Below are 21383 nucleotides of genomic sequence, written 5' to 3' on the forward strand. Positions count from 1 at the left end.
GCGTGATCACAAATCACATGCCGCCTGCTGGATGGAAAGTTATCCACAGGCTCGAATCGTGTGATTATGCTCCATAACGGCAGATCTGCCGTGACGGTTGAGCCGTTTGGCGGAATATTCTAGAAAAGTTGCGTTTTTACGGGGAACTGGGGATTGCAGATGAAATGGGATTTGTTTTGTACGGCGTCTGAGCCGACGCCGACCCTTTTGGCCTATATCGCGCACCACTTGCAGCAGGGGGCCAACCATATCTGGATGTTTATGGAGACCCCAGATCCTGACCTTGCAGAGATCGTTGCAGATCTGGACCGCGTGACATTGATTCCTGCGGGTCGTGCCGATTGGCCAGAACTGCACGGGCGTGAATTTGGTGGGCCACTGACGTCAAGGCAGATCGCCAACGGGCGTATCGTGAAACACCTGTCACAAGCGGATTGGATTGGCCACCTCGATGTTGACGAATTTGCGGTTCACATCCCCAGCGTTATGGCCTTTGTAGCAAAGCAACCGGATCACATCTATTGCGTTCATATGCACAACGCCGAACGGGTTGAGCTGCGCGGTTCCCGCCCCAAGCACATCTATTCCGGCTGGCTGCGCACGCCGTTCATCAATGTGGAACACCCTGCCGTTCAGGCGATCCATGGTGAGTGGAGCGGGTTTCTCAGACGCGGTGTAGCGGGATACGCGATTGGGAAGTGTTTCTTCCGGGTCAAAAGCGATTTTGACTACGGTATTCATTCCCTCCAGAACAAAGAACCAGGATCGGCAAAGCCCCATATCGCCAATTATCAAGCGGTGGGCGTGGTGCATTTTGACGGGTTCACCGCCAAACATTGGCTCGACAAGATGACCCGCAAATCTGACAAGGGCCGGACCAACCACCCGGCCGTGCGGGAGCGGCAGAACCAGGTGCGCCAACTGTGGGAAATCGGGGATGACCAGAAAAAGCGGAGCGAGCTGTTTCGCAGGGTCAAAACGCTAAGTCTCTGGCAAATGCTGCGCTTGCGGCGCTGGCGGCGGGTGCACCGTATGGTCTGCGACGTTCCGGCCGCGCTGAAGGCGCAATTCCCGGATCTGACGGTCGATCTGTCACCGGCAGCAATTGATAAAGCGCTTGCCGATCATATCCAAATGCGTGCCAAAACTGAGGCCGAGTTCGAGGAAAGAAAACGGCAAAAAGGCAGAACCGAGGCTGCTGAGTAGGTTCTTTTAGGGATGGTTGCTAAGGAGTGTTCGCAAGCTAACTCTTTCGACGCTTTGCATGGTTAACCACCTTATCGAGTAGTCGCAGCGGTGAATAGCTACGCCGCATATGTGCGAAAACGGGTACATGAGATCCGCGGTTGCCGTGAATCGATCGATCTGCAGCTTGCAAAGCGCGAACGTGCTTACACAACTCTTTTGTCAGCACGTCCTCAAGGGTCAGTGGATTGTCAGGATTACCCTGATAGCTGCGGCGATGAAGTTGCGGTGCATGTAAAACCCTGGGTGCGCGGCTATGGCTGCTCCAGGCATGAAGCCGTCTTAGCATCATCATGTTGTATTCATGAGGTAATATCCCCAAAAGAACGGGGCTTTTGAACAGCAGTTGCCGCAGATGCGGCTGATCTGGGCCCGCTTCGCGCCCATGCCAGCTCTCGGCCCAGTCGGCCAGAAGAGCTTCGTTGTTTTTGCATTTCTTCAGCGCCACCACACCCGAATTCACCATCGGAAAACTATGCGGTACCTGACGTGAGACTGGTGCGTAGGCCAGCGACATATTGCTGCCGCGCCCCTGCGCGGCGAGGAACTCATATTTGCCGAGCAATTCAAAGACATCATCGATTGGCGCAATTACCAAAGTGTCCGCATCCAGATAGAGCGTCTGATCGAACCGGCTGCGAGCCAAAGCTTCGATTTTTGGCCGGGTGGTCGCCCGATCAAGGATGTGAATTTGATCGAACACGGAATCCGTCAGCGGTTCGTCGGTGAACAGGTCAATTTGAGCATCGGGATGAACTTGGCGCAGGGCACGGGCGGCGCGGCGTGCCAGCGTGACGTACTTTTTACCTGTAGCGGCGTAGATATAGCCCCGTGATGGCTGCGCCAGATTGCTTTGTTTCAATGTCACTTCCTTCGGCACAAAAATAACGGCCTACGTTCGACCTAAGCTTTACAATTTGAAATGGCAAAAAGAAACAGGGCCCGGCGTGGTGGCCGGGCCCTGTTGCACTTGGTTCTGAAACTGGACTTACGCCAGCGAGCTGTCGATGCCTTTGCACGCTTCGACCAGGCCTTGAACGGCTTTGACCGAGACGTCGAACATTTCTTGCTCTTCTTTGTTGAGCTTGATGTTGACGATTTTCTCAACACCGCCGGCACCGATCACGGTGGGCACGCCAACATACATGTCTTTCACACCCAGGTCGCCGTCACAGTAGGCGGCGCAGGGCAGGACGCGTTTTTGGTCTTTCAGGTAGGCTTCGGCCATTTCGATTGCCGAGGTGGCGGGCGCGTAGAAGGCCGAACCGGTCTTCAGCAGGCCAACGATTTCGGCACCGCCGTCACGGGTACGCTGAACGATAGCGTCCATTTTTTCCTGCGTGGTCCAGCCCATTTCGATCAGGTCGGGCAGCGGGATACCGGCAACGGTGGAGTAACGCACTGACGGGACCATGGTGTCGCCGTGGCCACCCAGAACGAAGGCGGTGACGTCTTTCATCGACACCTGGAACTCATCTGCCAGGAAGTGGCGGAAACGGGCGCTGTCCAGAACGCCGGCCATGCCGCAGACTTTGTTCGCGGGCAGACCCGAGAATTGCTGCAGGGCCCAGACCATTGCGTCCAGCGGGTTGGTGATGCAGATCACAAATGCGTCCGGTGCGTTGTCGCGGATGCCTTCGCCGACCGACTTCATCACTTTCAGGTTGATGCCCAGCAGGTCATCACGGCTCATGCCGGGTTTGCGCGGCACGCCGGCGGTGACGATGCAGACGTCTGCGCCTGCGATGTCAGCGTAATCCTGGGTACCCTTCAGGTTCGCGTCGAAGCCTTCCGAGGGGCCCGATTCCGCGATGTCGAGGGCTTTGCCTTCGGGGGTGCCTTCCGCGATGTCGAACAGTACAACGTCGCCGAGTTCTTTCAGGGCTGCGAGGTGTGCAAGGGTGCCACCGATCTGTCCAGCGCCGATGAGGGCAATCTTGGGTCTGGCCATGGAATTCATCTCCGGTCCGTTTTGAAATCGCGCATGGGGTAGTCTGTTCCGGCGACTCGCGCAAGAGTGCTGCAATGCGGCAAGCGGATTTTTGTGACTGTCTTGTGACGGTTTTACCTGCTAAATCAGTGCAGATAGCGCTAACACCAGAGGGGAGAGATGGTGCAGCTGGATTTGACGACTTTGGCGATTGCCGCCCCCGCAGTGCTGTTTGCCGGGATCTCAAAGGGGGGCTTTGGCTCTGGCGCGGCCTTTGCTTCGGCAGCGATTCTTGCGCTGGTTCTGGAGCCGGGACAGGCGCTTGGGATCATGTTGCCGCTGTTGATGCTGGTCGATGTGGCCGCGCTGAAACCCTATTGGAAACGCTGGTCCTGGCCCGATGCCCGCGTGTTGATCCTGGGCTCGTTGCCGGGGGTCGCTTTGGGCGCCTGGCTCTATCAGGTGGCGGATGCGGATGTGTTCCGGGTGCTGATCGGTGCCATCTCCCTCGGGTTTGTGATGTGGCAAATCTCCCTCAAGGCGGGGATGATACCGGCGGCACGGCGGGCCATGCCACCCTGGGGTGGGGCGCTTGCGGGCTGTGTTGCGGGCTTCACCAGCTTTGTCAGCCATGCAGGTGGTCCCCCAGCGGCGGTCTACCTGCTGTCACGCGGATTGGGCAAAACCCCGTTTCAGGCGACCACAGTGATCGTGTTCTGGGTGATCAATATCGCCAAGTTCGTGCCCTATGCTTTCTTGGGGATCTTTACCATTGAGACCTTCACCATCGACCTGATCCTCGCGCCGGTGGCGCTGATCGGGGCGTGGATTGGCGTCAAATTGCATTTCAAGATCCCTGAAACGGCCTTCTTTGCCCTGACCTATGTGATGCTGACGGTAACCGGTGCCAAGCTGATCTGGGACGGGCTGAGCTGAGGCTAAAGCTCCGCGCCCTGTGCCGCGACCTGTTCCTGTAGTGTTTCAAAGCCCTGACCGCTGGCCACCAGACAGGTCAGTCCGCTGGCACGGGTGACGGTGATGGTCCAGCTGCCGGAGGCCAGTGAGGCAAAGACCTCAACCACGGAATTGTCGTGACCAAGTCCAATCGACTGGCGGCTTTCGCCATAATCCTCAGCCAGTTTCTGCACCACGGCATCACGCGGCGCGCAGGTCCGTTGTGCGTTGGCACTGTGAGGCAGGATCAGCGCAAGCAGTATGGCGGTGGTAAACATCGGTTTCATGGTCTCATCCTTTCGAATCTGGGGCTGTGTCCCCGCTGCGCGGTTGCGATGGCGGGTTATTTCACACCCCTGTCAGGTCGGACTTTGTGTCACCGGGTTGCGGGCCTCCCATTGGTCCGTTGCGAAACAGGTTGCGCCTGAGGCCTGAAAATTTGGTTAATTTGCAGCACGTTTCCCTTGCGTTCCTGCCGCCAGACCGCTGATCCAGTGCCAAGACGCTGCGGCAGATCTGGCGTTTTTCTGCGATGCGGCGAAATTTGGCTTGAAGTTTTGCAACGTTTTTGATCTTTGTGGCGCAACAATATTGCGAGGAGACGAAAGATGGACATGGCCGCCCGCCCTTACCGATCGGTTCTTTATATTCCCGGATCCAAGGATCGCGCACTGGACAAGGCCCGCGGCTTGGCGGTGGATGCCATCATCTTTGACCTTGAAGATGCGGTGGCGCCAGATGCCAAAGAAGGCGCACGTGACACCCTGAAGGCTGCACTGGCCGAGGGCGGCTATGGCAACCGTGCCAAGATCGTGCGGATCAACGGGCTGGACACGCAATGGGGCGAAGGGGACGTAGCTGCGCTGCGCGACGCAGATGCAGATGCGTTCCTGCTGCCCAAGGTGAACTCGGCCGCGGATGTGCAGGCGCTGGCGGATCTTCTGGGCAATGACACCCCGATTTGGGCGATGATCGAAACCCCGCTGGGGGTGCTGAACGCGCTGGAAATTGCCGCCCACCCGCAGCTGCAGGGGTTTGTTGCAGGCACCAATGATCTGGCCAAGGAACTGAACTGCCGCTACCGGGCCGACCGCCTGCCGATGCAGATGGCGCTGCAGACCATGCTGCTGGCCGCCCGCGCGCATGGTGTTGTGGCGGTTGATGGCGTCTATAACCGGTTCAAAGATGATGAGGGGCTGAAAGCTGAATGTGATCAGGGTCGCGATCTGGGCTTTGACGGCAAAACCCTGATCCACCCGGCGCAGGTTGCCCTCACGAATGAGGCCTTCGCCCCGTCGGAGGCCGAGATTGACCTGGCCAAGCGCCAGATCGCCGCCTTTGAGGAAAGCGAGGCGGCGGGGCAGGGCGTGGCCGTCGTGGACGGGAAAATCGTGGAAAACCTGCATGTTGAAACCGCGACAAAACTGCTGGCGAAAGCCGCAGCTATTGCGGAGCGTGCCGAATAAGACTTAGCTCAGCCCAGACGAAACCTGACACCCACGTATCATACGGAGGCATCTATGATCTGGCTTATTCTGGGCGTGCTGCTGTGGAGCGGCGCACATCTGTTCAAACGGTTCGCGCCCGATGCGCGCGCCAAACTGGGGGAGAAGGGCAAAGGGCTGATCGCACTGATCTTGGTGGGCTCCATCGTTTTGATGGTGATCGGCTACCGGGCGATGGACTTTATCCCGGTCTACAACCCGCCCTACTTCCTTTTGCACCTGAACAACCTCTTGATGCTGTTTGCGCTCTATTTCACCAGCCCCGGCCCCAGCAAAGGCGCGCTGTTTTACAAGATGCGTCACCCGATGCTGACCGGGTTCAAAATCTGGGCGGCGGCGCACCTGCTGGTCAATGGCGATCTGGCCTCTCTGATCCTGTTTGGCGGGCTGCTGGCCTGGGCGGTGATTGAGGTCATTACCATCAACAAGTCCGAACCGGACTGGCAACCGAACGAAAAGGGCAGCATCGCCAAAGACGCTATGTTCTTTGTCGCCTCAATCGTTCTATTGGGTGTGATCGGCTATATCCACGGCCTGATCGGACCATCACCATTTCCGGGGTAAAACATGAAACTTTATCGACTGCTGACCGAAGACGACACTTCGGCCTTCTGCCACAAAGTCACCGACGCGCTGAACAAAGGCTGGGAGCTGCACGGCTCCCCCACTTATGCCTTTGATGCGGCAAATGGGGTGATGCGCTGTGGTCAGGCCGTGGTGAAAGAGGTCGAAGGCACCTACACACCTGACATCAAGCTGGGAGCTCAGTAAGCACATGGCAAAGACCAATGCAGGCCGCTTTTTTGAGGATTACAAACTGGGCGATGTGATCGTCCATGCCGTGCCACGCACCGTGGCAGAGGGCGAAAGGGCGCTGTATCATGCGCTCTATCCGGCGCGTCATGCGCTTTATTCCTCGGATGAATTTGCGCGGGACTGCGGTCTTGAAGGCAGCCCGATCGATGATCTGGCAGCGTTCCATGTGGTGTTTGGCAAAACCGTGCCGGATGTGTCGTTGAACGCCGTCGCCAACCTTGGCTATGCCGAAGGGCGTTGGGTAAAACCGGTGTTTCCCGGCGATACCCTGCGGTCGGTTTCTGAGGTGATCGGGCTGAAGCAGAACTCCAACGGCAAATCCGGTGTGGTCTGGGTCTATACCCGTGGCTTCAACCAGATGGGTGAGGTGGTTCTGGAATATGTCCGCTGGGTGATGGTGCGCAAAAAGGATCTGGACGCCCCGGCGCCCGATACGGTGATCCCTGAACTGCGCGCCGCCATTCCGGCCGAGGATCTGCTGATCCCTGAGGGGCTTGATTTCACCCAGTATGACTTTGAGCAATCCGGTGAGCCGCATCGCTGGGGTGACTATGAGGTGGGTGAGAAGATCGATCACGTCGATGGCGTCACCATCGAAGAAGCCGAACATATGATGGCGACCCGCCTGTGGCAGAACACCGCCAAGGTGCATTTCGATGCCACCTTCCGGCCCGACGGGCAGCGGCTGATCTATGGCGGGCATGTCATCTCAATGGCGAGGGCGCTGTCGTTCAACGGGCTGGCCAATGCCCAGATGATCGTGGGGCTGAATGGTGGGGCGCATGCAAACCCCTGTTTCGCCGGCGACACCATCAAAGCCTGGACCGAGGTGCTGGACAAAGCGGAGACCCCGGCGCCCGGCGTTGGCGCGATCCGTCTGCGTCTGGTGGCCACCAAAGGCGGGGAGCCCTTCGCGCTGAAAGGCGAAGACGGGAAATATGCGCCTGAGGTCTTGCTGGATATCGATTATTGGGCCTTGATGCCCATGTAATGATTGAAAAGAGAATCCAGAAACTCAACCAAAAGATCGGCGAGGGCATCTACCTCTCCGCGCTACAAGACTTTGCCTCAGGCCGAACGTCACGCGAACGGCCCGGGGCGCTGCTGTGGGGGCTAAGTGCCCTTGTTGTGGCCTGCCCCTATGTGTTTGCCGCGCTGGGCGCGGGGCTGCTGTTCGTGGATTTCCCCAACCTGCTGACGCTGGTCTTTGGCGGGGCCTTTCTTGGGCTGGGTTGGATGCTCAGACCGCGAAAACCGCAACTGCCTGTAGGGGCGGTGGGGCGGGACAGCTTGCCGGAAACCTTTGCCTTGCTGGACGCGATTTCAGCGCAGCTTGATGCCCCGAAGGTTTCCAAAGTGGTGCTTGATAACCAGTTCAACGCCTATGCGGCTGAGGCCCGCAACACCCCCATTGTCGGGATCGGCGCCCTGTTGTGGCTGGCCTCGGATCGGCCGCAGCGCCTGGCAGTTCTGGGCCATGAGCTGGGGCACTTGGCCCATCGTGACACACGCCGGATCGCGCTGCCTGACAGGGCCCTTATGGTGCTGAATGCATGGCAGAAATTTCTGGATATGGATCACTACGTTGATGCGCATACCGGCGTTTTGGAGCGTGAAAGCAATGGCATTTTTGCCGATCTCTTTTCTGCGGCCCTGCGCGGTATCGTCGATACGCTGACCTGGGCCATTTTGAAGCTTAGCTTCGCCGAGTCGCAAAAGGCAGAATACCTTGCTGATGCCAGCGGCCTACGCGTCGCGGGACGGCAGGCTTCGCTTGCGGCATTGGATCTACTGGTGCGGATCGATGCCAGCGGCGCGTTGCGTTCCGGCATCCTGCCACGCCAAGGCGAGGCGGGCTTTGACTTTCTCAGCCGTCTGGCCGCCACCGTGGATCAGCTGCCCCCCGATCAGGCCGCGCGTGCACTGGCCGCACATTCCGCCGAAAAGCTGAGCCTCGACACCACCCATCCGCCGACAGCCTATCGTCAAGCTTTCATAAACGGCTTGCCCGAGGCCTTGCTGGAATCGCCGCTTGAAATCGCCAATTGGACTGCCATCGAGGTTGAGTTGAAAGCGCATTTTGAGAAAATCGGCAGGCGCGAAATCGCGGCCTTCGAAGTGCAATAGGTCGCGCTAAACCTGTCCGAGCAGAATGCTGCATGGCAGAATCACGGTGCTTTTCTGACTAAAAAACTTGGAAATCCTTTTGTGATCACGCGATATATCCGTGTGATCACAAAATGCATTATTTCTGTAATTTGTTAAAAGATTAGCCGCGTCACGTCGTCCCTACGTCGTGACATATATGTAAAACTCGCTATGAAAGAGCCAAGCAAAGGAACCTAGAAAGGAACTGGTATGGCTGATGTGAACCGCGGCAAACGTCCGCTCTCCCCGTTTATGATCGGACCATATTACCGACCTCAAATCACCTCGATCTCCTCGATCCTGGTGCGCATCACCGCTTTGGCTTCGCTGGGCACTGTGACGCTGTTGGTCTGGTGGCTGCTGGCGGCGGCAACTTCGGATGCGGCGTTTGCCTTCATTGACGGTCTGCTGACCAGCCTGATCGGTGATCTGATCCTGTTCCTGGCAAGCTGGGCGATTTTCTACCACATGCTGGGGCGTCTGCGTCACGTGGTCTGGGACTTCGGATATTGCCTGGACATCAAGATCTCCGAGAAACTGGGCTATGGCATGTTTGCCGGGGCCACGGTTTTGGCGCTGATCGCAGCCATCGTACTGTAAGGAGAGAGGCGATGAAGTATCTTACCGATCGTAAACGCGCCGAAGGTCTGGGCGCTGGCGGTGCCGGCAGCCATCACCACTGGAAAATGCTGGTTTCCTCGATCCTGATCGTGGTTCTGGTGCCACTGTTCATCGTGGTCTTCGGCTCTGCCCTTGGCGGCAGCCGCGAAGAGGTTCTGGCCTTCTTTGCCCGTCCCGTCCCGGCGCTGATCGCCGCGCTGGGTCTGGTTGTTGGCATTCGCCACCTGATGATGGAAGCCCACGAAGCCGTTGAAGACTACGTTGGCGGTATCAACCGCAAGCTGACTCTCGTTGCGGTCACGGCCTTTTGCTACACGCTGATGGCTGCCGGTCTTTTCGCTCTGCTGAAAATCGCCCTCTAAGCGTAGGGAAGGAATAAGAACATGACAGCATCCTACGAATATGAAACCCACGACTATGATGTTGTGGTTGTTGGCGCCGGTGGCGCCGGTCTGCGCGCGACACTGGGCATGGCCGAACAGGGCCTGCGCACCGCCTGTGTGACCAAAGTGTTCCCGACCCGCTCGCACACGGTTGCGGCACAGGGCGGCATCGCAGCGTCCCTGGGCAACATGGGCCCGGACAGCTGGCAGTGGCACATGTATGACACCGTCAAAGGCTCGGACTGGTTGGGTGACACGGACGCGATGGAATACCTCGCCCGTGAGGCCCCCAAAGCGGTTTATGAGCTGGAGCACTACGGCGTGCCCTTCTCGCGTACCGAAGAGGGCAAGATCTACCAGCGTCCTTTCGGTGGTCACACCACCGAATTTGGCGAAGGCCCGCCCGTACAGCGGACCTGTGCGGCAGCGGACCGGACCGGTCACGCGATCCTGCACACGCTCTACGGTCAGTCGCTGAAGAACAACGCGGAATTCTACATCGAATACTTCGCCATCGACCTGATCATGTCCGAAGACGGTCAGTGTCAGGGCGTTGTCTGCTGGAAGCTGGATGACGGCACCATGCATGTCTTCAACGCCAAAATGGTGGTTCTGGCGACAGGCGGTTACGGCCGTGCCTATTTCTCGGCGACTTCTGCACATACCTGCACCGGTGACGGTGGCGGCATGGTGGCCCGCGCGGGTCTGGCGCTGCAGGATATGGAATTTGTTCAGTTCCACCCAACCGGCATCTACGGTTCGGGCTGTCTGATCACCGAAGGCGCACGGGGGGAAGGTGGCTATCTGACCAACTCCGAAGGTGAACGCTTCATGGAGCGTTATGCGCCGAACTACAAAGACCTGGCACCGCGGGATTATGTTTCGCGTTCGATGACCATGGAGATCCGTGAAGGCCGTGGTGTTGGTGAACATGGCGACCACATTCACCTGAACCTCAGCCACTTGCCGCCTGAGGCGCTGGCAGAGCGTCTGCCGGGGATTTCGGAATCGGCCAAGATCTTTGCTGGTGTGGATGTGACCAAGGAACCGATCCCGGTTCTGCCGACCGTTCACTACAACATGGGTGGCATTCCGACCAACTACTGGGGTGAGGTGCTGAACCCGACCAAAGACGATCCGACCGCGATTGTTCCTGGCCTGATGGCTGCGGGCGAAGCGGGCTGTGCCTCGGTGCATGGTGCGAACCGTCTGGGCTCGAACTCGCTGATCGACCTCGTGGTCTTTGGCCGCGCGGCTTCGATCCGTGCCGGTCAGGTTGTGGACAAGGACGCGCCGAACCCGACGCTGAACCAGGCCTCGGTCGATAAGGCGTTTGAACGTTTCGACAGCCTGCGTCACGCCAAAGGTGGCATTCCCACCGCAGACCTGCGTCTGGAAATGCAGCGCACCATGCAGGCTGACGCTGCTGTGTTCCGCACCGACAAGACCCTGAAAGAGGGTGTTGAGAAGATGACCGCCATTGCCGGCAAGATGGGTGATCTGAAAGTCACCGATCGGTCGCTGGTTTGGAACTCGGATCTGATGGAAACGCTGGAGCTGGACAACCTGATGCCCAACGCGCTGGCGACCATCGTAGGTGCGGAAGCCCGTAAAGAAAGCCGCGGCGCCCACGCGCATGAGGATTACGCTGAGCGGGACGATGAAAACTGGCGGGTCCACACTGTGGCTCATGTTGAGGGTTCCAAAGTGGACCTAAGCTTCCGTCCGGTGATCACCGATCCGCTGACCACCGAAGCAGAAGGCGGTATCAGCTTGAAGACCATCGCGCCGAAAGCGCGGACCTTCTGAGCCAAGCAAGAGATATGCAAATGCGGGCGCAGCGCGCGCCCGCTTCACGCTGAATATTAGGAGAAGCGAATATGGTCCAGCTGACGCTCCCCAAGAATTCCAAGGTTAAGGTTGGTAAAACCTGGCCGAAGCCGACCGGTGCGAACAACATCCGTAAGTTCCAGATCTATCGCTGGAACCCCGATGATGGCGAAAATCCTCGGGTGGATACCTATTTTGTCGATATGGACAAATGTGGTCCGATGATTTTGGACGCGCTGATCAAGATCAAGAATGAGATTGATCCGACCCTGACCTTCCGCCGGTCCTGCCGCGAAGGCATCTGTGGCTCCTGTGCGATGAACATCGACGGGATCAACACGCTGGCCTGTATCTACGGCATGGATGAGATCAAGTCGGACGTGGTCAAAATCTATCCGTTGCCGCATATGCCGGTGGTGAAGGATCTGATCCCGGATCTGACCCATTTCTACGCCCAGCATGCCTCGATCATGCCTTGGTTGGAAACCAAGACCAACCGTCCGGCGAAAGAGTGGAAGCAGTCGATCGAAGACCGCAAGAAACTTGATGGCCTTTATGAGTGCGTCATGTGCGCCAGCTGCTCGACCTCTTGCCCCAGCTACTGGTGGAACGGCGACAAATACCTCGGCCCGGCAGCGCTGTTGCACGCCTACCGCTGGATCATCGACAGCCGTGACGAGGCCACCGGTGAGCGTCTGGATCAGCTGGAAGATCCGTTCAAGCTCTACCGCTGCCACACCATCATGAACTGCGCCAAGACCTGCCCGAAGGGTCTGAACCCGGCAAAAGCCATCGCAGAGATCAAGAAGATGCAGCTGAGCCGCGCTGTGTGATCACAGCCTCCAGGCACAGACAGTTATCAGAAGGGCCCGCCGGTTTGGTGGGCCTTTTTGTTTGGGGTAACTCGTTCCGCCCCTTTCCCCATGGTCAATCATGCGCCTGCTGCATAGCAGCATGACCGGATTGGTGGGTGCAGAAAATCGCGCCAACCCTGTATGCTGCATTGCAGAAAGATACTCCCTCCACCCCATATAATGAGTGCAGACATGACCGACGCACAGATCCAGAAAACCGACGCAGAGCTGGCCCTTGAGGCGCTGAACCAGGCATATGAGTATTACACTCCGACCCCCGTTCTGGTGGCTGAGGTGGAAGAACCCGTCGAATATTACGAATACGCTGCGGCCGCCTGACCCCCCTCGGATCCGGCAGGACCAGCGTGGAGCGCTCCCGTATCGGGGGCGCTTTGCTGTTTCTGGGTGACGCGAGGTTTGCCTTGGGTGCAGCGGGGGCTGGCCTTACCTTTCCTCCCGAAAGGGAGGAGAACCTATGGTCGATGTCATCGTTGTTGGGGCCGGTCTGGCTGGATTGGTGGCCGCACATGAGGCTGCATCGCGGGGCCGTCAGGTTCTGCTTCTGGATCAGGAGGGTGAACAGAGCCTTGGCGGACAGGCCTTCTGGTCACTCGGTGGCCTCTTCATGGTCGACACGCCGGAACAGCGGCGCATGGGGATCAAGGACAGCGCGGATCTGGCGCTGAACGATTGGATGGGCAGCGCTGGTTTTGACCGGCCGGAGGATGCCAATCCCCGCAAGGTGGCTGAGGCCTATCTGGAGTTTGCTGCTGGTGAGATGCGGCCCTGGCTGGCCTCACTTGGGATGCGCTGGTTTCCGGTGGTGGGCTGGGCCGAACGGGGTGGTGCGCTGGCGGATGGTCACGGCAATTCGGTCCCGCGGTTTCACTTGACCTGGGGCACTGGCCCCGGTGTTGTGGCGCCTTTCGAACGGCTGGTGCGCCAGCATGTGGCAGAGGGCAAAATCACCTTCGGCTTCCGTCATCGTGTCAGCGGCTTGATCGTCGAAAACGGCACGTGTGTTGGGGTGCAGGGCGATGTGCTGTCGGATGACAGCGCCGCGCGTGGCCGCTCCACCAATCGTGAGGTTGTCGGCAGTTTTGAACATCGCGCTTCCGCTGTGGTGATCACCTCGGGTGGGATTGGCGGCAACCACGATCAGGTGCGCCAGAACTGGCCGGTGGACCGGCTGGGCCAACCACCGCAGCGGATGGTCGCGGGCGTGCCGGATTACGTGGACGGCAAGATGCAGCAGATCGCCAAATCCGCCGGTGCCAGCGCCATCAACGAAGACCGGATGTGGCACTACACCGAAGGGCTGGCGAACTGGGATCCGATCTGGCCCAACCATGGTATTCGCATCCTGCCCGGCCCGTCCTCCCTGTGGTTTGACGCTCTGGGCCAACGGATGGAGGCGCCCTGCCTGCCGGGCTTTGACACGCTGGCAACGTTGAAGCGGATCCTGTCGACGGGGCATGAACACAGCTGGTTCATCCTGACCCAGAAGATCATCAAAAAGGAATTCGCGCTTTCGGGCAGCGAACAGAACCCCGATTTCACCTCAGGCAAATGGTTGGAGGTGATCAAGTCCCGCATCCTCAACAAACAAGCTACCGGCCCGGTGGAGGCCTTCAAGGAACATGGTGAGGACTTTGTGGTGGCTGACACCCTGGAAGGTCTCGTTGCGGGCATGAACCGGATCACCCCGGATGCGCCGCTGGACCTGGCGACGATCAAAGCGCAGGTTGAGGCGCGCGATGCCCAGATGGACAACCCCTTTGCCAAGGATGCACAGGTCACCGCCATCCGGCAGGCGCGGCAGTATCGCGGCGACAAATTGGTGCGCACCGCCAAACCGCATCGCATTCTGGATCCGGAGGCCGGGCCGTTGATTGCGGTGCGTTTGAACATCCTGACCCGCAAGTCGCTGGGTGGTCTGCACACGGATGAACAGGCACGGGTTCTGCGGCCGGATGGATCGGTCTTTGACGGGCTCTTTGCAGCGGGGGAGGTCGCGGGCTTCGGCGGCGGCGGCTACCACGGCTATAACGCGCTGGAGGGCACCTTCCTTGGTGGCTGTATCTTCTCAGGCCGGGCGGCGGGCCGGGCGGTCTAAGCGGGGCCTAGCGCCGATTTGGGCTTTCGCCGCGCGCGCCGCTCTGTCACATCACGGGCATGGTTATCGTCGTCGGGCTGATCATCGCCTTTGTTCTTATGCTGCTGTTGAGCAACCGCAAAACCCGTCAGTGCAAATGGCGGGCGGACCGGTCGCGTGACCGCGATGGGCAAAGCTATCACCGTTGCGTGGTCTGTGGTGAGATCTGCTTTACAAACGATGGCAAGCCGCCAAAGATCTGCCGGACCGAGGTGCCGCCGCCGTCGCTCTAGATGCGCTGCCAGCGGCCCCGTTTGCAAGGAGTTCACAGATGACCAAAACCCCCGCTGACACGGCTGGCGCTGCTACCACTGCCCCGAAAATGACCCCGGAAGACGCAGAGGCCCGCCGCGCCGTCAAACCGGTGATTTGCTACCCGAATGACACTTTGGCGCCGCCTGATCTGGCGCTCTATCACGCGGCGCGGCAGACGGCGGTTAAGGTAGGTGAGGTCACGGTGCCCCCGCGTGACGGCGCCAGTTTCACCGTCAAAGCCGGGCAGTTTTTCCGCATCACCTCAATCGAGGGGCCGCAGGTGGGCGATCTGAACCTGTTCAACGCCAATGACCTGAGTGAGAAGTTCTACTCCGGCAAGACCCGCGCGCTGCATGGCACCCACATCACCACCGGCGAACGCATGTGGTCCAGCCACCCCTATCTGCGCCCGATGGCGACGATCACCGCGGATACGCTGGGCTGGTATGGGATCGATGAATTTGGCGGCTCGGTGCATGATGTGATCGGCACCCGCTGTGATCCCTACACCAACAACCTGCTGAGCGGGGGGCAGTATCATCATTGCTGCCACTCCAACCTGACCCGCGCCCTTGCCGATCACGAAGGCATCGCGCTGGCCGAGGCGGAACCGCAGGTGCATGATGTGCTGAACGTCTTCATGTGCACCGGCTTCACCCGCGACACGGGTCAGTATTTCATGAAAGCCAGCCCGGTGCGCCCCGGCGATTATCTGGAGATGTTTGCCGAGATTGACCTCCTGGGGGTGCTGTCTGCCTGTCCCGGCGGCGATTGCTCGTCTGAGCATTCCTCGGATGAGGCGGCCTGCCACCCGATGCTGGTGGAGGTCTTTGCCCCGGCCGAGGGTGCATTGGGCGAGTGGGTCAGCCCGCCGGTCAACGGCTACGATCGCAGCCACGGGCGGTGATGAATTTGGGGAGTGTGCGGGGCGCTGCCCCGCGCCCCGGAGTATTTTTGAAACGTTGAAAGCGATTCAGCTTTCGTGGATGAACTGCAGCTGGTCAAAGCTGGCCCGCCACTCTGCCACTTCGGCAGCTTGGCCAGATGCGGCATATCCGCAACCGTCATGCCAAAGCGCACCAGTTCCGGCGTACCGATCCGCAACCCGTTCATATCCCCCGCCACCTCAGCGATGGGCAGGCCGATCCCACAGGCCAGGAACCCCGCCTTGCGCAGATGCTTTGAGGCCGCTTGGCCACCGCCAAACTCTGCCGCCTCTAGTGCAAATTGATGGGACAGTGTGGCGCCTGCGTGGGTTTTAAACGGGGTGAGGCCTTCAGCCTCCAATCCCGCGGCCAGCGCCTGCGCCGTGTCGATCATCGCCTGGGCGTAAGCCCCGGCCATGGTCGCGCCAATCCAGCATCGAGACTGCAAGTGCTGCGGATTTGGCGGCATCGAAATTGGCGGTCATGCCGGGAAAGGCAATGGCGTCCAGCCGCTCGGCAATCGCGGCCTCATTGGTTACAATCAACCCTGATGGCGGGCCGCCCAGCGATTTATAGGTTCTCATCGTCATCAGATGCGCGCCCTCGGCCAGCGGGTTTGGCCAGGCTTTGCCGGTGATCATGCCGCATTGGTGGGCGGCATCAAACAGCACCTTGGCGCCGACCTGATCAGCGATGGCGCGGATTTCGGCCACCGGATGTGGGGTCAGGTTCAGGCTGCCGCCGATGGTGATCAGCTTGGGCTTTACCTTTTGCACCAGTGCCTCCAGCGCGGGCAGATCGACGGTGTAGCCATCTGCGGTGACCGGGGCCATATGGCTCTGCAGCCCGTAAAGTCCGGCACAACCTGCGCTGTGGTGAGTGACATGGCCACCAATGGCGCGCGAATCTCGGCAAACTGTGCTTCAAACACCTCCGCGGCAAGGGCGGCGGCGATCACCTCAATCTCTTCGATGGCTTCCAGCCCCATCTCATATTTGTCACCGGGATAGCCCAGAGATGGCCTTGTGCCGAGGCCCGAGGCCAGCAGCGCCTCGGCGCGCGGGTTCATCACATGGGTGTCGGGGTTGAGGTTGAAGCAATCGCGTTCGTGGATCTCTTTGTTCTGGCTTGCCAGCGCTTCCACCCGGGCGGCCAGTGCGGCGCTGCCGGTGCCGCGGACCGCGGTGCTGATCTCTTGCACCCGGGTCTCACAAGGGGCGGGCACCCAGTCCCGTTTGGCGAGTGTGGTCATGGTGGCATCCTTTCCTGAGGCCTTGGATCTTGTGTTTAAGGATTGGCGCAATAAGGGCTGGGCGCAAATCAGATTTCCTGTAGGGTAGGCGTAGAAAAACTATGGGTGTCATGCCCGCCAGACCGGAGGTCGCCATGTCCGTCAAACCACCCCGCCCGATGGGGCCGCCGTTAAACGCGCTGCGGGCTTTTGAAGCTGCGGCGCGGCTGGGCGGATTTTCCCGCGCTGCGGAGGAGCTCTGCGTGACGCCGGGCGCAGTGGCGCAGCAGATCAAACAGCTGGAGGATTGGGCCGGCGCACCGTTTTTTGACCGTCAGGCGCAGGGCGTGCAGTTGAACGCATTGGGGCGGCAGTTGCTGCCGATGGCGGAGAGGGCCTTTGACCAAATCGCCGATCTGGCGCAGGGCATCCGGGTGGCGGCCAGCCCGAACCGGATCCACATCGCAGCCCTGCCGGCCGTGGCGCAGCTGTGGCTGTCGCCGCGTTTGCCGGCCCTGCGGCAGAAAATGCCAGAGTTGGAAATCTCAGTAACCGCATTGGAAGAGCCGCCCAATCTGGAGCGGGAACCTTATGATTTATCGGTGTTCTATATGCCGGCAGATAAGGGGCAGGCACTGGTTGCGGATCAGATCCAGCCGGTCTGCGCCCCTAGCCTGGCAGCCCAGTTGCAACGGCCTGAGGATCTGAGCAATTGCCTGTGTCTGGTGGGCAGTGTGTGGGCCAATGACTGGTCGCATTGGCTGAAAGACGGCGCGGGCCTGCCGGAGTTGAGCCTGCGCGGGCCGACCTATTCGCTTTATTCACTGGCGGTGCAGGAGGCGGTCAATGGGGCGGGTGTGTTGATGGGCCACGAAAGCCTGATTGCGCCTTTGTTGAAGGCCGGTCGGTTGGTAGCGCCCTTCAAACGGCCGGTAGCTACGGGATTGGCCCTGTCGCTTGAGATGCGCCAGCCGGTGCGGGACCCGCTGGCGCGATTTGTGGCAGCCTTGAAAGGCGCTTAGGCGAAGGCCGCGTCCAGCGCGATCTCAACCATGTCGCCGAAGGTCTTTTCGCGGTCTTCCGAAGGCAGTGCCTCACCGGTCAGCAGGTGATCCGAAACGGTCAGCACGGCCAGACCACGCACGCCATGACGGGCGGCAAGGTTATAAAGTTCGGCCGCTTCCATCTCCACGCCCAGAATGCCGTGACGGGTCATCTGTTCGTTCAGGTCCGGGCGTTCGTCATAGAAAACATCGGAGGAATAGATGCCACCCACATGGGGCGGCACATTCTTGGCCTCAGCGGCGGCAACGGCGGCTTTCAGCAGCGACCAGTCGGCGCAGGGGGCAAAGTTCAGCTCTTTGAAGATGCCGCTGGACGGGCTGTTGAGTGTGGTGGCGGTCATCGCCACGATCACGTCGCGGATTTTGACCTTATCCTGCATGCCGCCGCAGGAACCGATGCGGATCAGGGTTTTGGCGCCATAATCGCGGATCAGCTCATTGGCGTAGATCGAAAAGGACGGCATGCCCATGCCGGAGCCTTGGATCGAGACGCGGTTGCCTTTGTAGGTCCCGGTGAAGCCCAGCATGCCGCGCACTTCGTTCACCAGAACGGCATCCTCAAGGAAGTTTTCCGCGGCCCATTTGGCGCGGTACGGGTCGCCCGGCATCAGGACGGTTTCGGCGATCTCGCCGGGTTTTGCTCCGATATGTACGGTCATGTCAGCTCCTATCGGCTGTATTTGATAAAGGGCGTCAGCCGCGCCACACGGTCATAAAGCTGGCGCGCTGTTGCGTTGAATTCCTGTGTCATCCAGTAGACATTCGGTGTGCCGTTTTCATCCGCGGCTTTGTAGACCGCTTCGATCAGGGCGCGCCCGATGCCTTTGCCGCGCACACCCGGGTCGGCGTAGAGATCCTGCAGGTAACAGGTGTCTTCCAGCTGCCAGTTGTGCGCGTGGTAGATATAATGAACCAATCCGACGGGCACACCATCCAAAGTGGCGATCAGGCCATTTTGTTGTGGACGGTTTTCATCGATCAGGCGTTTGAAGGTGGTGGCATAGACCTCCTCCGGGACCGAGCTTTCGTAAAACTCAATGTAAGAAGCCCAGAGGCGGCGCCAGTCGGCTTCGTCGTCGGCGCGAAGGGGGCGAATGTCCAATCCCATGTGATGACCTGTTCGTTTGCTGGTTCTGGCCGCGATGGCCCGGGTAAGAGGCGCTAGGTTGACGGGATTTCCCGCCGAGGGTCAAGGGGAGCGGGGGCAGAGAAAAAAGATGTGCAAATTCACTTTTGTGGCGTAATCTGGCGGCATTTCCACCTTATGGGAGAGTAAGGTGACACAAAAAGATACTGCAGAAGATATTCAGACCCCCGAAGACTTGGCCCAGTCGTACCTTACCTTTGCGACAGATATTTCACGCCAATTGCTTGCCGCGACCGAACGGCAGAACGCAGCACAGCACGCCCAAATGCAGGACGTTGCAAAGTGGTGTCAGGCGATTTTGTCTGGCCAGTCAATCGGGGGCGCTGATGACGCAGACTGACTTAAGACCCAACAGATATTTAGGTGGAGGGTATTTATGGCGAAAAAAGACACTGCAACCGAAACCCCCGGCGTGAATGAGCAGGTTACCGATGCGGTGACGCAGGCCAACGTCAAGGTCCTGTCAGAAGGTCCGGCCATGGCGATGGGCAACCTCTATCAGAGCATGGCGCATTCCACCGGGATCATGATGGAAAACGCCGTTGCCTCGCAGCACCAGGCCAATAGCGCGACCCAGGCGGCCACCACCCAAGGCGTGATGATGCTTTATTCCATCGATGATGCCTCAACCGGGGCAAGCGCCGAGCGGCTTGCCGGATTTGATGACGTGAAAAATAAGAAGAAGGGTTAAGACATGGCATTTCCAACCAGTGTTAATGATCAGATCACCGATGCGGTGACACAAGCGAATGTCAAAGTTGTGGCCGAAGCGCCCGCAATGGCGGCGGCGGGGCTCTATCAGACCTCGGCGCATTCGTCCGGCATCCTGATGGAAAACGCCGTGGCGGCGCAGCAGGCGGGCAGCACTTTGATGCAGGCGGTGATGACGGCGGCGGTGAAACAGCTGCTGAAGGCAGGGGGCTGAGCATGGCGGAACCAACAGAAGTCAACGGGCAGATCACCGACGCGGTGACACAAACCGTCGTTTTGTCACTAGGGTCTGCGCCTGCGTCGGCATTGATGACCCAGCAGCAGGTCTGGTCCCACGCGATGGGCCTGGGGTTTGAAAACGCCGTGTCCCGGCAGCAGGCAGGTCAAACCCTGGCCGAGGCGCTGCTGGCCGCTGCGATGCAGCCCAAGGCAGGAGGCACGTCATGAGCGAAGCAAAAGCAACAGCCGCGCCAGAGAAAACGGCGCTGAATTCGCAAGCGTTGGAGGCGGCCAAAACCCTGCGCGAACTGGTGGCCAAGAACCCCAACGAGCTGGCCAAGGCCGGTCTCAGCCTGGCGCTGTCACAATCGGCTGCGATTGCCTTGCAGGATGCCACCGATCACATGCGCCGGATGCAGATCCTGTCTGAGGCAGGTGTGGCGCGGGCAATGGCGCAGCAAGATCCGGCGAAAGCGCAGGCGCTGGTGGAGGCCGCGACCCAAGCGGCGGCATCAGCCGGTGAGGTGCTGGCGAAAACCGGTGAAGTGGCCCGGTCCTTGCTGGATTGATCTGCCCGTTGCTGACTGAGCCTAGCCCAAAAACACCGGCCTGGAAGTCGCTATTTTCTGGCATTCAGGTCCGTGGTTTCGCCCGCAGATACCTCGCCATGCCCGACAATGGCTGCTTCCAGCAGGACAGCGCTGCCGTTTCAACTCCCGCCCCTCCGCTCTGGGGCTGAAAACGCGCGGCGCGTGGAAGGGTGCAGCCGTTCCCCCGCTTTGGGGAGTTCGACGCAATTGACGCGCCGCAGAAACAGCGACACCCAAGATGCAGATCTAACTGCTTGATCGCCATATCGTGCGCGCCACCAGCGCCGACCTGCGGCTTGTGTGCGTCTTTAATCTGCCGCTCAGTGGGCGTGAGGTGCACCGGGCAGATGGCAGCTACGCGGTGAGTGAAGGCTGATATCTAGTGGTCAATTCGGCTTGGGATCAGTCAGCGCCGTAGCGGATGGAAAACCCGTCCGCCGCTGGGCTGGGCGCCGCCTCCGCCGTGGTTTTGCTGGCCTCTACCGGGGCGGATTGCACATCCGTCACCGAGGCCGCGCCGGGGCCTTCCCACAGTTCATCCAGCATCTGATTGACCGCATTGCGTTCGCCGGCAAAGACCGCGCGGACAGATCCGAAAGGTTCGTTCTGCACGTAGCCGTTCAGCGCCAGACGGCGGGCACGAGATTGGGTCCAGGCGCGATAGGCGACGCCTTGAACCTTGCCGGTGATGCGGGCTTCGACGGTGATATGGGGCATGGCGAGATCCGAGGTTTTGGGCTGAGCAGGGCTTCAGCCTAACACATCCGCCTGAGTCGCCCCAAAACTTCGCCGCGCAGAC

General features: G+C 59.7%; 31 protein-coding genes. 22 read left to right on the forward strand and 9 right to left on the reverse strand.

Translation table 11 applies throughout. The features are described 5' to 3' along the window. Positions 1 to 159 precede the first annotated feature (159 nt). Positions 160 to 1206 carry a glycosyltransferase family 2 protein gene (locus TL5118_RS01685; RefSeq protein ID WP_058243292.1) on the forward strand — a complete coding sequence of 349 codons (1047 nt, stop codon included), beginning with the start codon at positions 160 to 162 and terminating at the stop codon, positions 1204 to 1206. A gap of 37 nt (positions 1207 to 1243) precedes the next feature. Here TL5118_RS01685 and TL5118_RS01690 read toward each other — a convergent pair whose 3' ends face one another. After that, positions 1244 to 2107: a glycosyltransferase family protein gene (locus tag TL5118_RS01690; protein WP_058243291.1), complete on the reverse strand. Its 864-nt coding sequence runs from the start codon at positions 2105 to 2107 to the stop codon at positions 1244 to 1246. 126 nt (positions 2108 to 2233) lie between these two features. After that, positions 2234 to 3196 carry a malate dehydrogenase gene (gene mdh / locus TL5118_RS01695; protein WP_058243440.1) on the reverse strand — a complete coding sequence of 321 codons (963 nt, stop codon included), beginning with the start codon at positions 3194 to 3196 and terminating at the stop codon, positions 2234 to 2236. A 159-nt stretch (positions 3197 to 3355) separates the two neighbouring features. On the opposite strand from mdh, the gene TL5118_RS01700 reads away from it, so the two are divergent. Further along, a complete protein-coding gene (locus TL5118_RS01700; RefSeq protein WP_058243290.1) occupies positions 3356 to 4111 on the forward strand; it encodes a sulfite exporter TauE/SafE family protein in 756 nt (251 codons plus the stop codon). A 2-nt stretch (positions 4112 to 4113) separates the two neighbouring features. Here the strand turns inward: TL5118_RS01700 and TL5118_RS01705 are convergent, their stop codons facing one another. Further along, positions 4114 to 4416 (reverse strand): hypothetical protein, encoded by a 303-nt coding sequence (locus TL5118_RS01705; RefSeq protein WP_058243289.1) that lies wholly within the window; start codon positions 4414 to 4416, stop codon positions 4114 to 4116. 321 nt (positions 4417 to 4737) lie between these two features. On the opposite strand from TL5118_RS01705, the gene TL5118_RS01710 reads away from it, so the two are divergent. The 13 genes from TL5118_RS01710 (at position 4738) to TL5118_RS01765 (ending at position 15603) form a co-directional block, all read left to right on the forward strand. Next, the gene (locus tag TL5118_RS01710; protein ID WP_058243288.1) at positions 4738 to 5595 is read left to right on the forward strand and encodes an HpcH/HpaI aldolase/citrate lyase family protein; all 858 of its coding nucleotides are present in this window, start codon (positions 4738 to 4740) and stop codon (positions 5593 to 5595) included. 54 nt (positions 5596 to 5649) lie between these two features. After that, complete coding sequence (locus tag TL5118_RS01715; protein WP_058243287.1) at positions 5650 to 6198, forward strand: NnrU family protein; 549 nt, start codon at positions 5650 to 5652, stop codon at positions 6196 to 6198. A 3-nt stretch (positions 6199 to 6201) separates the two neighbouring features. Further along, on the forward strand, positions 6202 to 6405 hold the full coding sequence (locus TL5118_RS01720) for a DUF1737 domain-containing protein (RefSeq protein WP_058243286.1): 204 nt from the start codon (positions 6202 to 6204) through the stop codon (positions 6403 to 6405). 4 nt (positions 6406 to 6409) lie between these two features. Beyond that, the gene (locus TL5118_RS01725; protein WP_058243285.1) at positions 6410 to 7441 is read left to right on the forward strand and encodes a MaoC family dehydratase; all 1032 of its coding nucleotides are present in this window, start codon (positions 6410 to 6412) and stop codon (positions 7439 to 7441) included. After that, entirely contained in the window at positions 7441 to 8577 is a 1137-nt protein-coding gene (locus TL5118_RS01730) for a M48 family metalloprotease (RefSeq protein ID WP_058243284.1), read from the forward strand. The genes TL5118_RS01725 and TL5118_RS01730 overlap by 1 nt, the downstream gene beginning before the upstream one ends. Positions 8578 to 8808: 231 nt before the next feature. Beyond that, positions 8809 to 9198, forward strand: coding sequence for a succinate dehydrogenase, cytochrome b556 subunit (gene sdhC, locus TL5118_RS01735; protein WP_058243283.1), 390 nt, complete (start codon positions 8809 to 8811; stop codon positions 9196 to 9198). Positions 9199 to 9209: 11 nt separating this feature from the next. Next, positions 9210 to 9581, forward strand: coding sequence for a succinate dehydrogenase, hydrophobic membrane anchor protein (locus TL5118_RS01740; protein WP_058243282.1), 372 nt, complete (start codon positions 9210 to 9212; stop codon positions 9579 to 9581). Between the two features lie 21 nt (positions 9582 to 9602). After that, complete coding sequence (gene sdhA, locus TL5118_RS01745; RefSeq protein WP_058243281.1) at positions 9603 to 11411, forward strand: succinate dehydrogenase flavoprotein subunit; 1809 nt, start codon at positions 9603 to 9605, stop codon at positions 11409 to 11411. A gap of 71 nt (positions 11412 to 11482) precedes the next feature. Continuing rightward, a complete protein-coding gene (locus TL5118_RS01750) occupies positions 11483 to 12265 on the forward strand; it encodes a succinate dehydrogenase iron-sulfur subunit (protein ID WP_058243280.1) in 783 nt (260 codons plus the stop codon). A 213-nt stretch (positions 12266 to 12478) separates the two neighbouring features. Further along, positions 12479 to 12625 carry a hypothetical protein gene (locus TL5118_RS21280; protein ID WP_165590004.1) on the forward strand — a complete coding sequence of 49 codons (147 nt, stop codon included), beginning with the start codon at positions 12479 to 12481 and terminating at the stop codon, positions 12623 to 12625. Between the two features lie 136 nt (positions 12626 to 12761). After that, entirely contained in the window at positions 12762 to 14402 is a 1641-nt protein-coding gene (locus TL5118_RS01755; RefSeq protein WP_058243279.1) for an FAD-binding dehydrogenase, read from the forward strand. 59 nt (positions 14403 to 14461) lie between these two features. Next, on the forward strand, positions 14462 to 14674 hold the full coding sequence (locus TL5118_RS01760; protein WP_058243278.1) for a hypothetical protein: 213 nt from the start codon (positions 14462 to 14464) through the stop codon (positions 14672 to 14674). Positions 14675 to 14712: 38 nt separating this feature from the next. Beyond that, positions 14713 to 15603, forward strand: a complete 891-nt coding sequence (locus TL5118_RS01765; RefSeq protein WP_370701658.1) for an urea carboxylase-associated family protein — start codon at positions 14713 to 14715, stop codon at positions 15601 to 15603. Here the strand turns inward: TL5118_RS01765 and TL5118_RS21765 are convergent. From TL5118_RS21765 to TL5118_RS21775, 3 genes are read right to left on the reverse strand one after another with little or no spacing between them, the layout of a single operon-like run. Further along, positions 15579 to 16040: a PLP-dependent aminotransferase family protein gene (locus tag TL5118_RS21765; protein ID WP_370701659.1), complete on the reverse strand. Its 462-nt coding sequence runs from the start codon at positions 16038 to 16040 to the stop codon at positions 15579 to 15581. The two genes, TL5118_RS01765 and TL5118_RS21765, sit on opposite strands and share 25 nt — an antisense overlap. Continuing rightward, positions 15973 to 16455 carry a hypothetical protein gene (locus TL5118_RS21770; RefSeq protein WP_370701660.1) on the reverse strand — a complete coding sequence of 161 codons (483 nt, stop codon included), beginning with the start codon at positions 16453 to 16455 and terminating at the stop codon, positions 15973 to 15975. The genes TL5118_RS21765 and TL5118_RS21770 overlap by 68 nt, the downstream gene beginning before the upstream one ends. Beyond that, complete coding sequence (locus tag TL5118_RS21775; RefSeq protein ID WP_370701661.1) at positions 16386 to 16874, reverse strand: hypothetical protein; 489 nt, start codon at positions 16872 to 16874, stop codon at positions 16386 to 16388. The genes TL5118_RS21770 and TL5118_RS21775 overlap by 70 nt, the downstream gene beginning before the upstream one ends. A gap of 134 nt (positions 16875 to 17008) precedes the next feature. On the opposite strand from TL5118_RS21775, the gene TL5118_RS01775 reads away from it, so the two are divergent. Next, the gene (locus tag TL5118_RS01775) at positions 17009 to 17875 is read left to right on the forward strand and encodes a LysR family transcriptional regulator (protein ID WP_058243277.1); all 867 of its coding nucleotides are present in this window, start codon (positions 17009 to 17011) and stop codon (positions 17873 to 17875) included. On the opposite strand, the gene deoD is transcribed toward TL5118_RS01775, so the two are convergent. Next, positions 17872 to 18576: a purine-nucleoside phosphorylase gene (gene deoD / locus TL5118_RS01780; RefSeq protein WP_058243276.1), complete on the reverse strand. Its 705-nt coding sequence runs from the start codon at positions 18574 to 18576 to the stop codon at positions 17872 to 17874. The two genes, TL5118_RS01775 and deoD, sit on opposite strands and share 4 nt — an antisense overlap. A gap of 8 nt (positions 18577 to 18584) precedes the next feature. Continuing rightward, positions 18585 to 19025, reverse strand: a complete 441-nt coding sequence (locus TL5118_RS01785) for a GNAT family N-acetyltransferase (RefSeq protein ID WP_058243275.1) — start codon at positions 19023 to 19025, stop codon at positions 18585 to 18587. A gap of 169 nt (positions 19026 to 19194) precedes the next feature. Between TL5118_RS01785 and TL5118_RS21135 the strand changes: the two genes are divergently transcribed. The 6 genes from TL5118_RS21135 to TL5118_RS21560 all read left to right on the forward strand — a co-directional run bounded on the left by TL5118_RS21135 (position 19195) and on the right by TL5118_RS21560 (position 20960). Further along, positions 19195 to 19404 (forward strand): hypothetical protein, encoded by a 210-nt coding sequence (locus TL5118_RS21135; RefSeq protein ID WP_058243274.1) that lies wholly within the window; start codon positions 19195 to 19197, stop codon positions 19402 to 19404. 36 nt (positions 19405 to 19440) lie between these two features. Next, entirely contained in the window at positions 19441 to 19755 is a 315-nt protein-coding gene (locus TL5118_RS01790) for a RebB family R body protein (RefSeq protein WP_058243273.1), read from the forward strand. A gap of 3 nt (positions 19756 to 19758) precedes the next feature. Beyond that, positions 19759 to 19989 carry a RebB family R body protein gene (locus tag TL5118_RS01795; protein WP_082626254.1) on the forward strand — a complete coding sequence of 77 codons (231 nt, stop codon included), beginning with the start codon at positions 19759 to 19761 and terminating at the stop codon, positions 19987 to 19989. A gap of 2 nt (positions 19990 to 19991) precedes the next feature. Further along, complete coding sequence (locus tag TL5118_RS01800; RefSeq protein WP_058243272.1) at positions 19992 to 20222, forward strand: RebB family R body protein; 231 nt, start codon at positions 19992 to 19994, stop codon at positions 20220 to 20222. Then, entirely contained in the window at positions 20219 to 20563 is a 345-nt protein-coding gene (locus tag TL5118_RS01805) for a hypothetical protein (RefSeq protein ID WP_058243271.1), read from the forward strand. Before TL5118_RS01800 ends, TL5118_RS01805 begins: the two co-directional genes overlap by 4 nt. A 289-nt stretch (positions 20564 to 20852) precedes the next feature. Then, positions 20853 to 20960 (forward strand): ectoine synthase, encoded by a 108-nt coding sequence (locus tag TL5118_RS21560; RefSeq protein ID WP_278044370.1) that lies wholly within the window; start codon positions 20853 to 20855, stop codon positions 20958 to 20960. A 26-nt stretch (positions 20961 to 20986) separates the two neighbouring features. Here the strand turns inward: TL5118_RS21560 and TL5118_RS01810 are convergent, their stop codons facing one another. Next, positions 20987 to 21301 carry an acylphosphatase gene (locus tag TL5118_RS01810; protein WP_082626252.1) on the reverse strand — a complete coding sequence of 105 codons (315 nt, stop codon included), beginning with the start codon at positions 21299 to 21301 and terminating at the stop codon, positions 20987 to 20989. Positions 21302 to 21383 lie beyond the last annotated feature (82 nt).

This window comes from Thalassovita autumnalis (genome assembly GCF_001458255.1).
Classification (GTDB): Bacteria; Pseudomonadota; Alphaproteobacteria; order Rhodobacterales; family Rhodobacteraceae; genus Thalassobius; species Thalassobius autumnalis.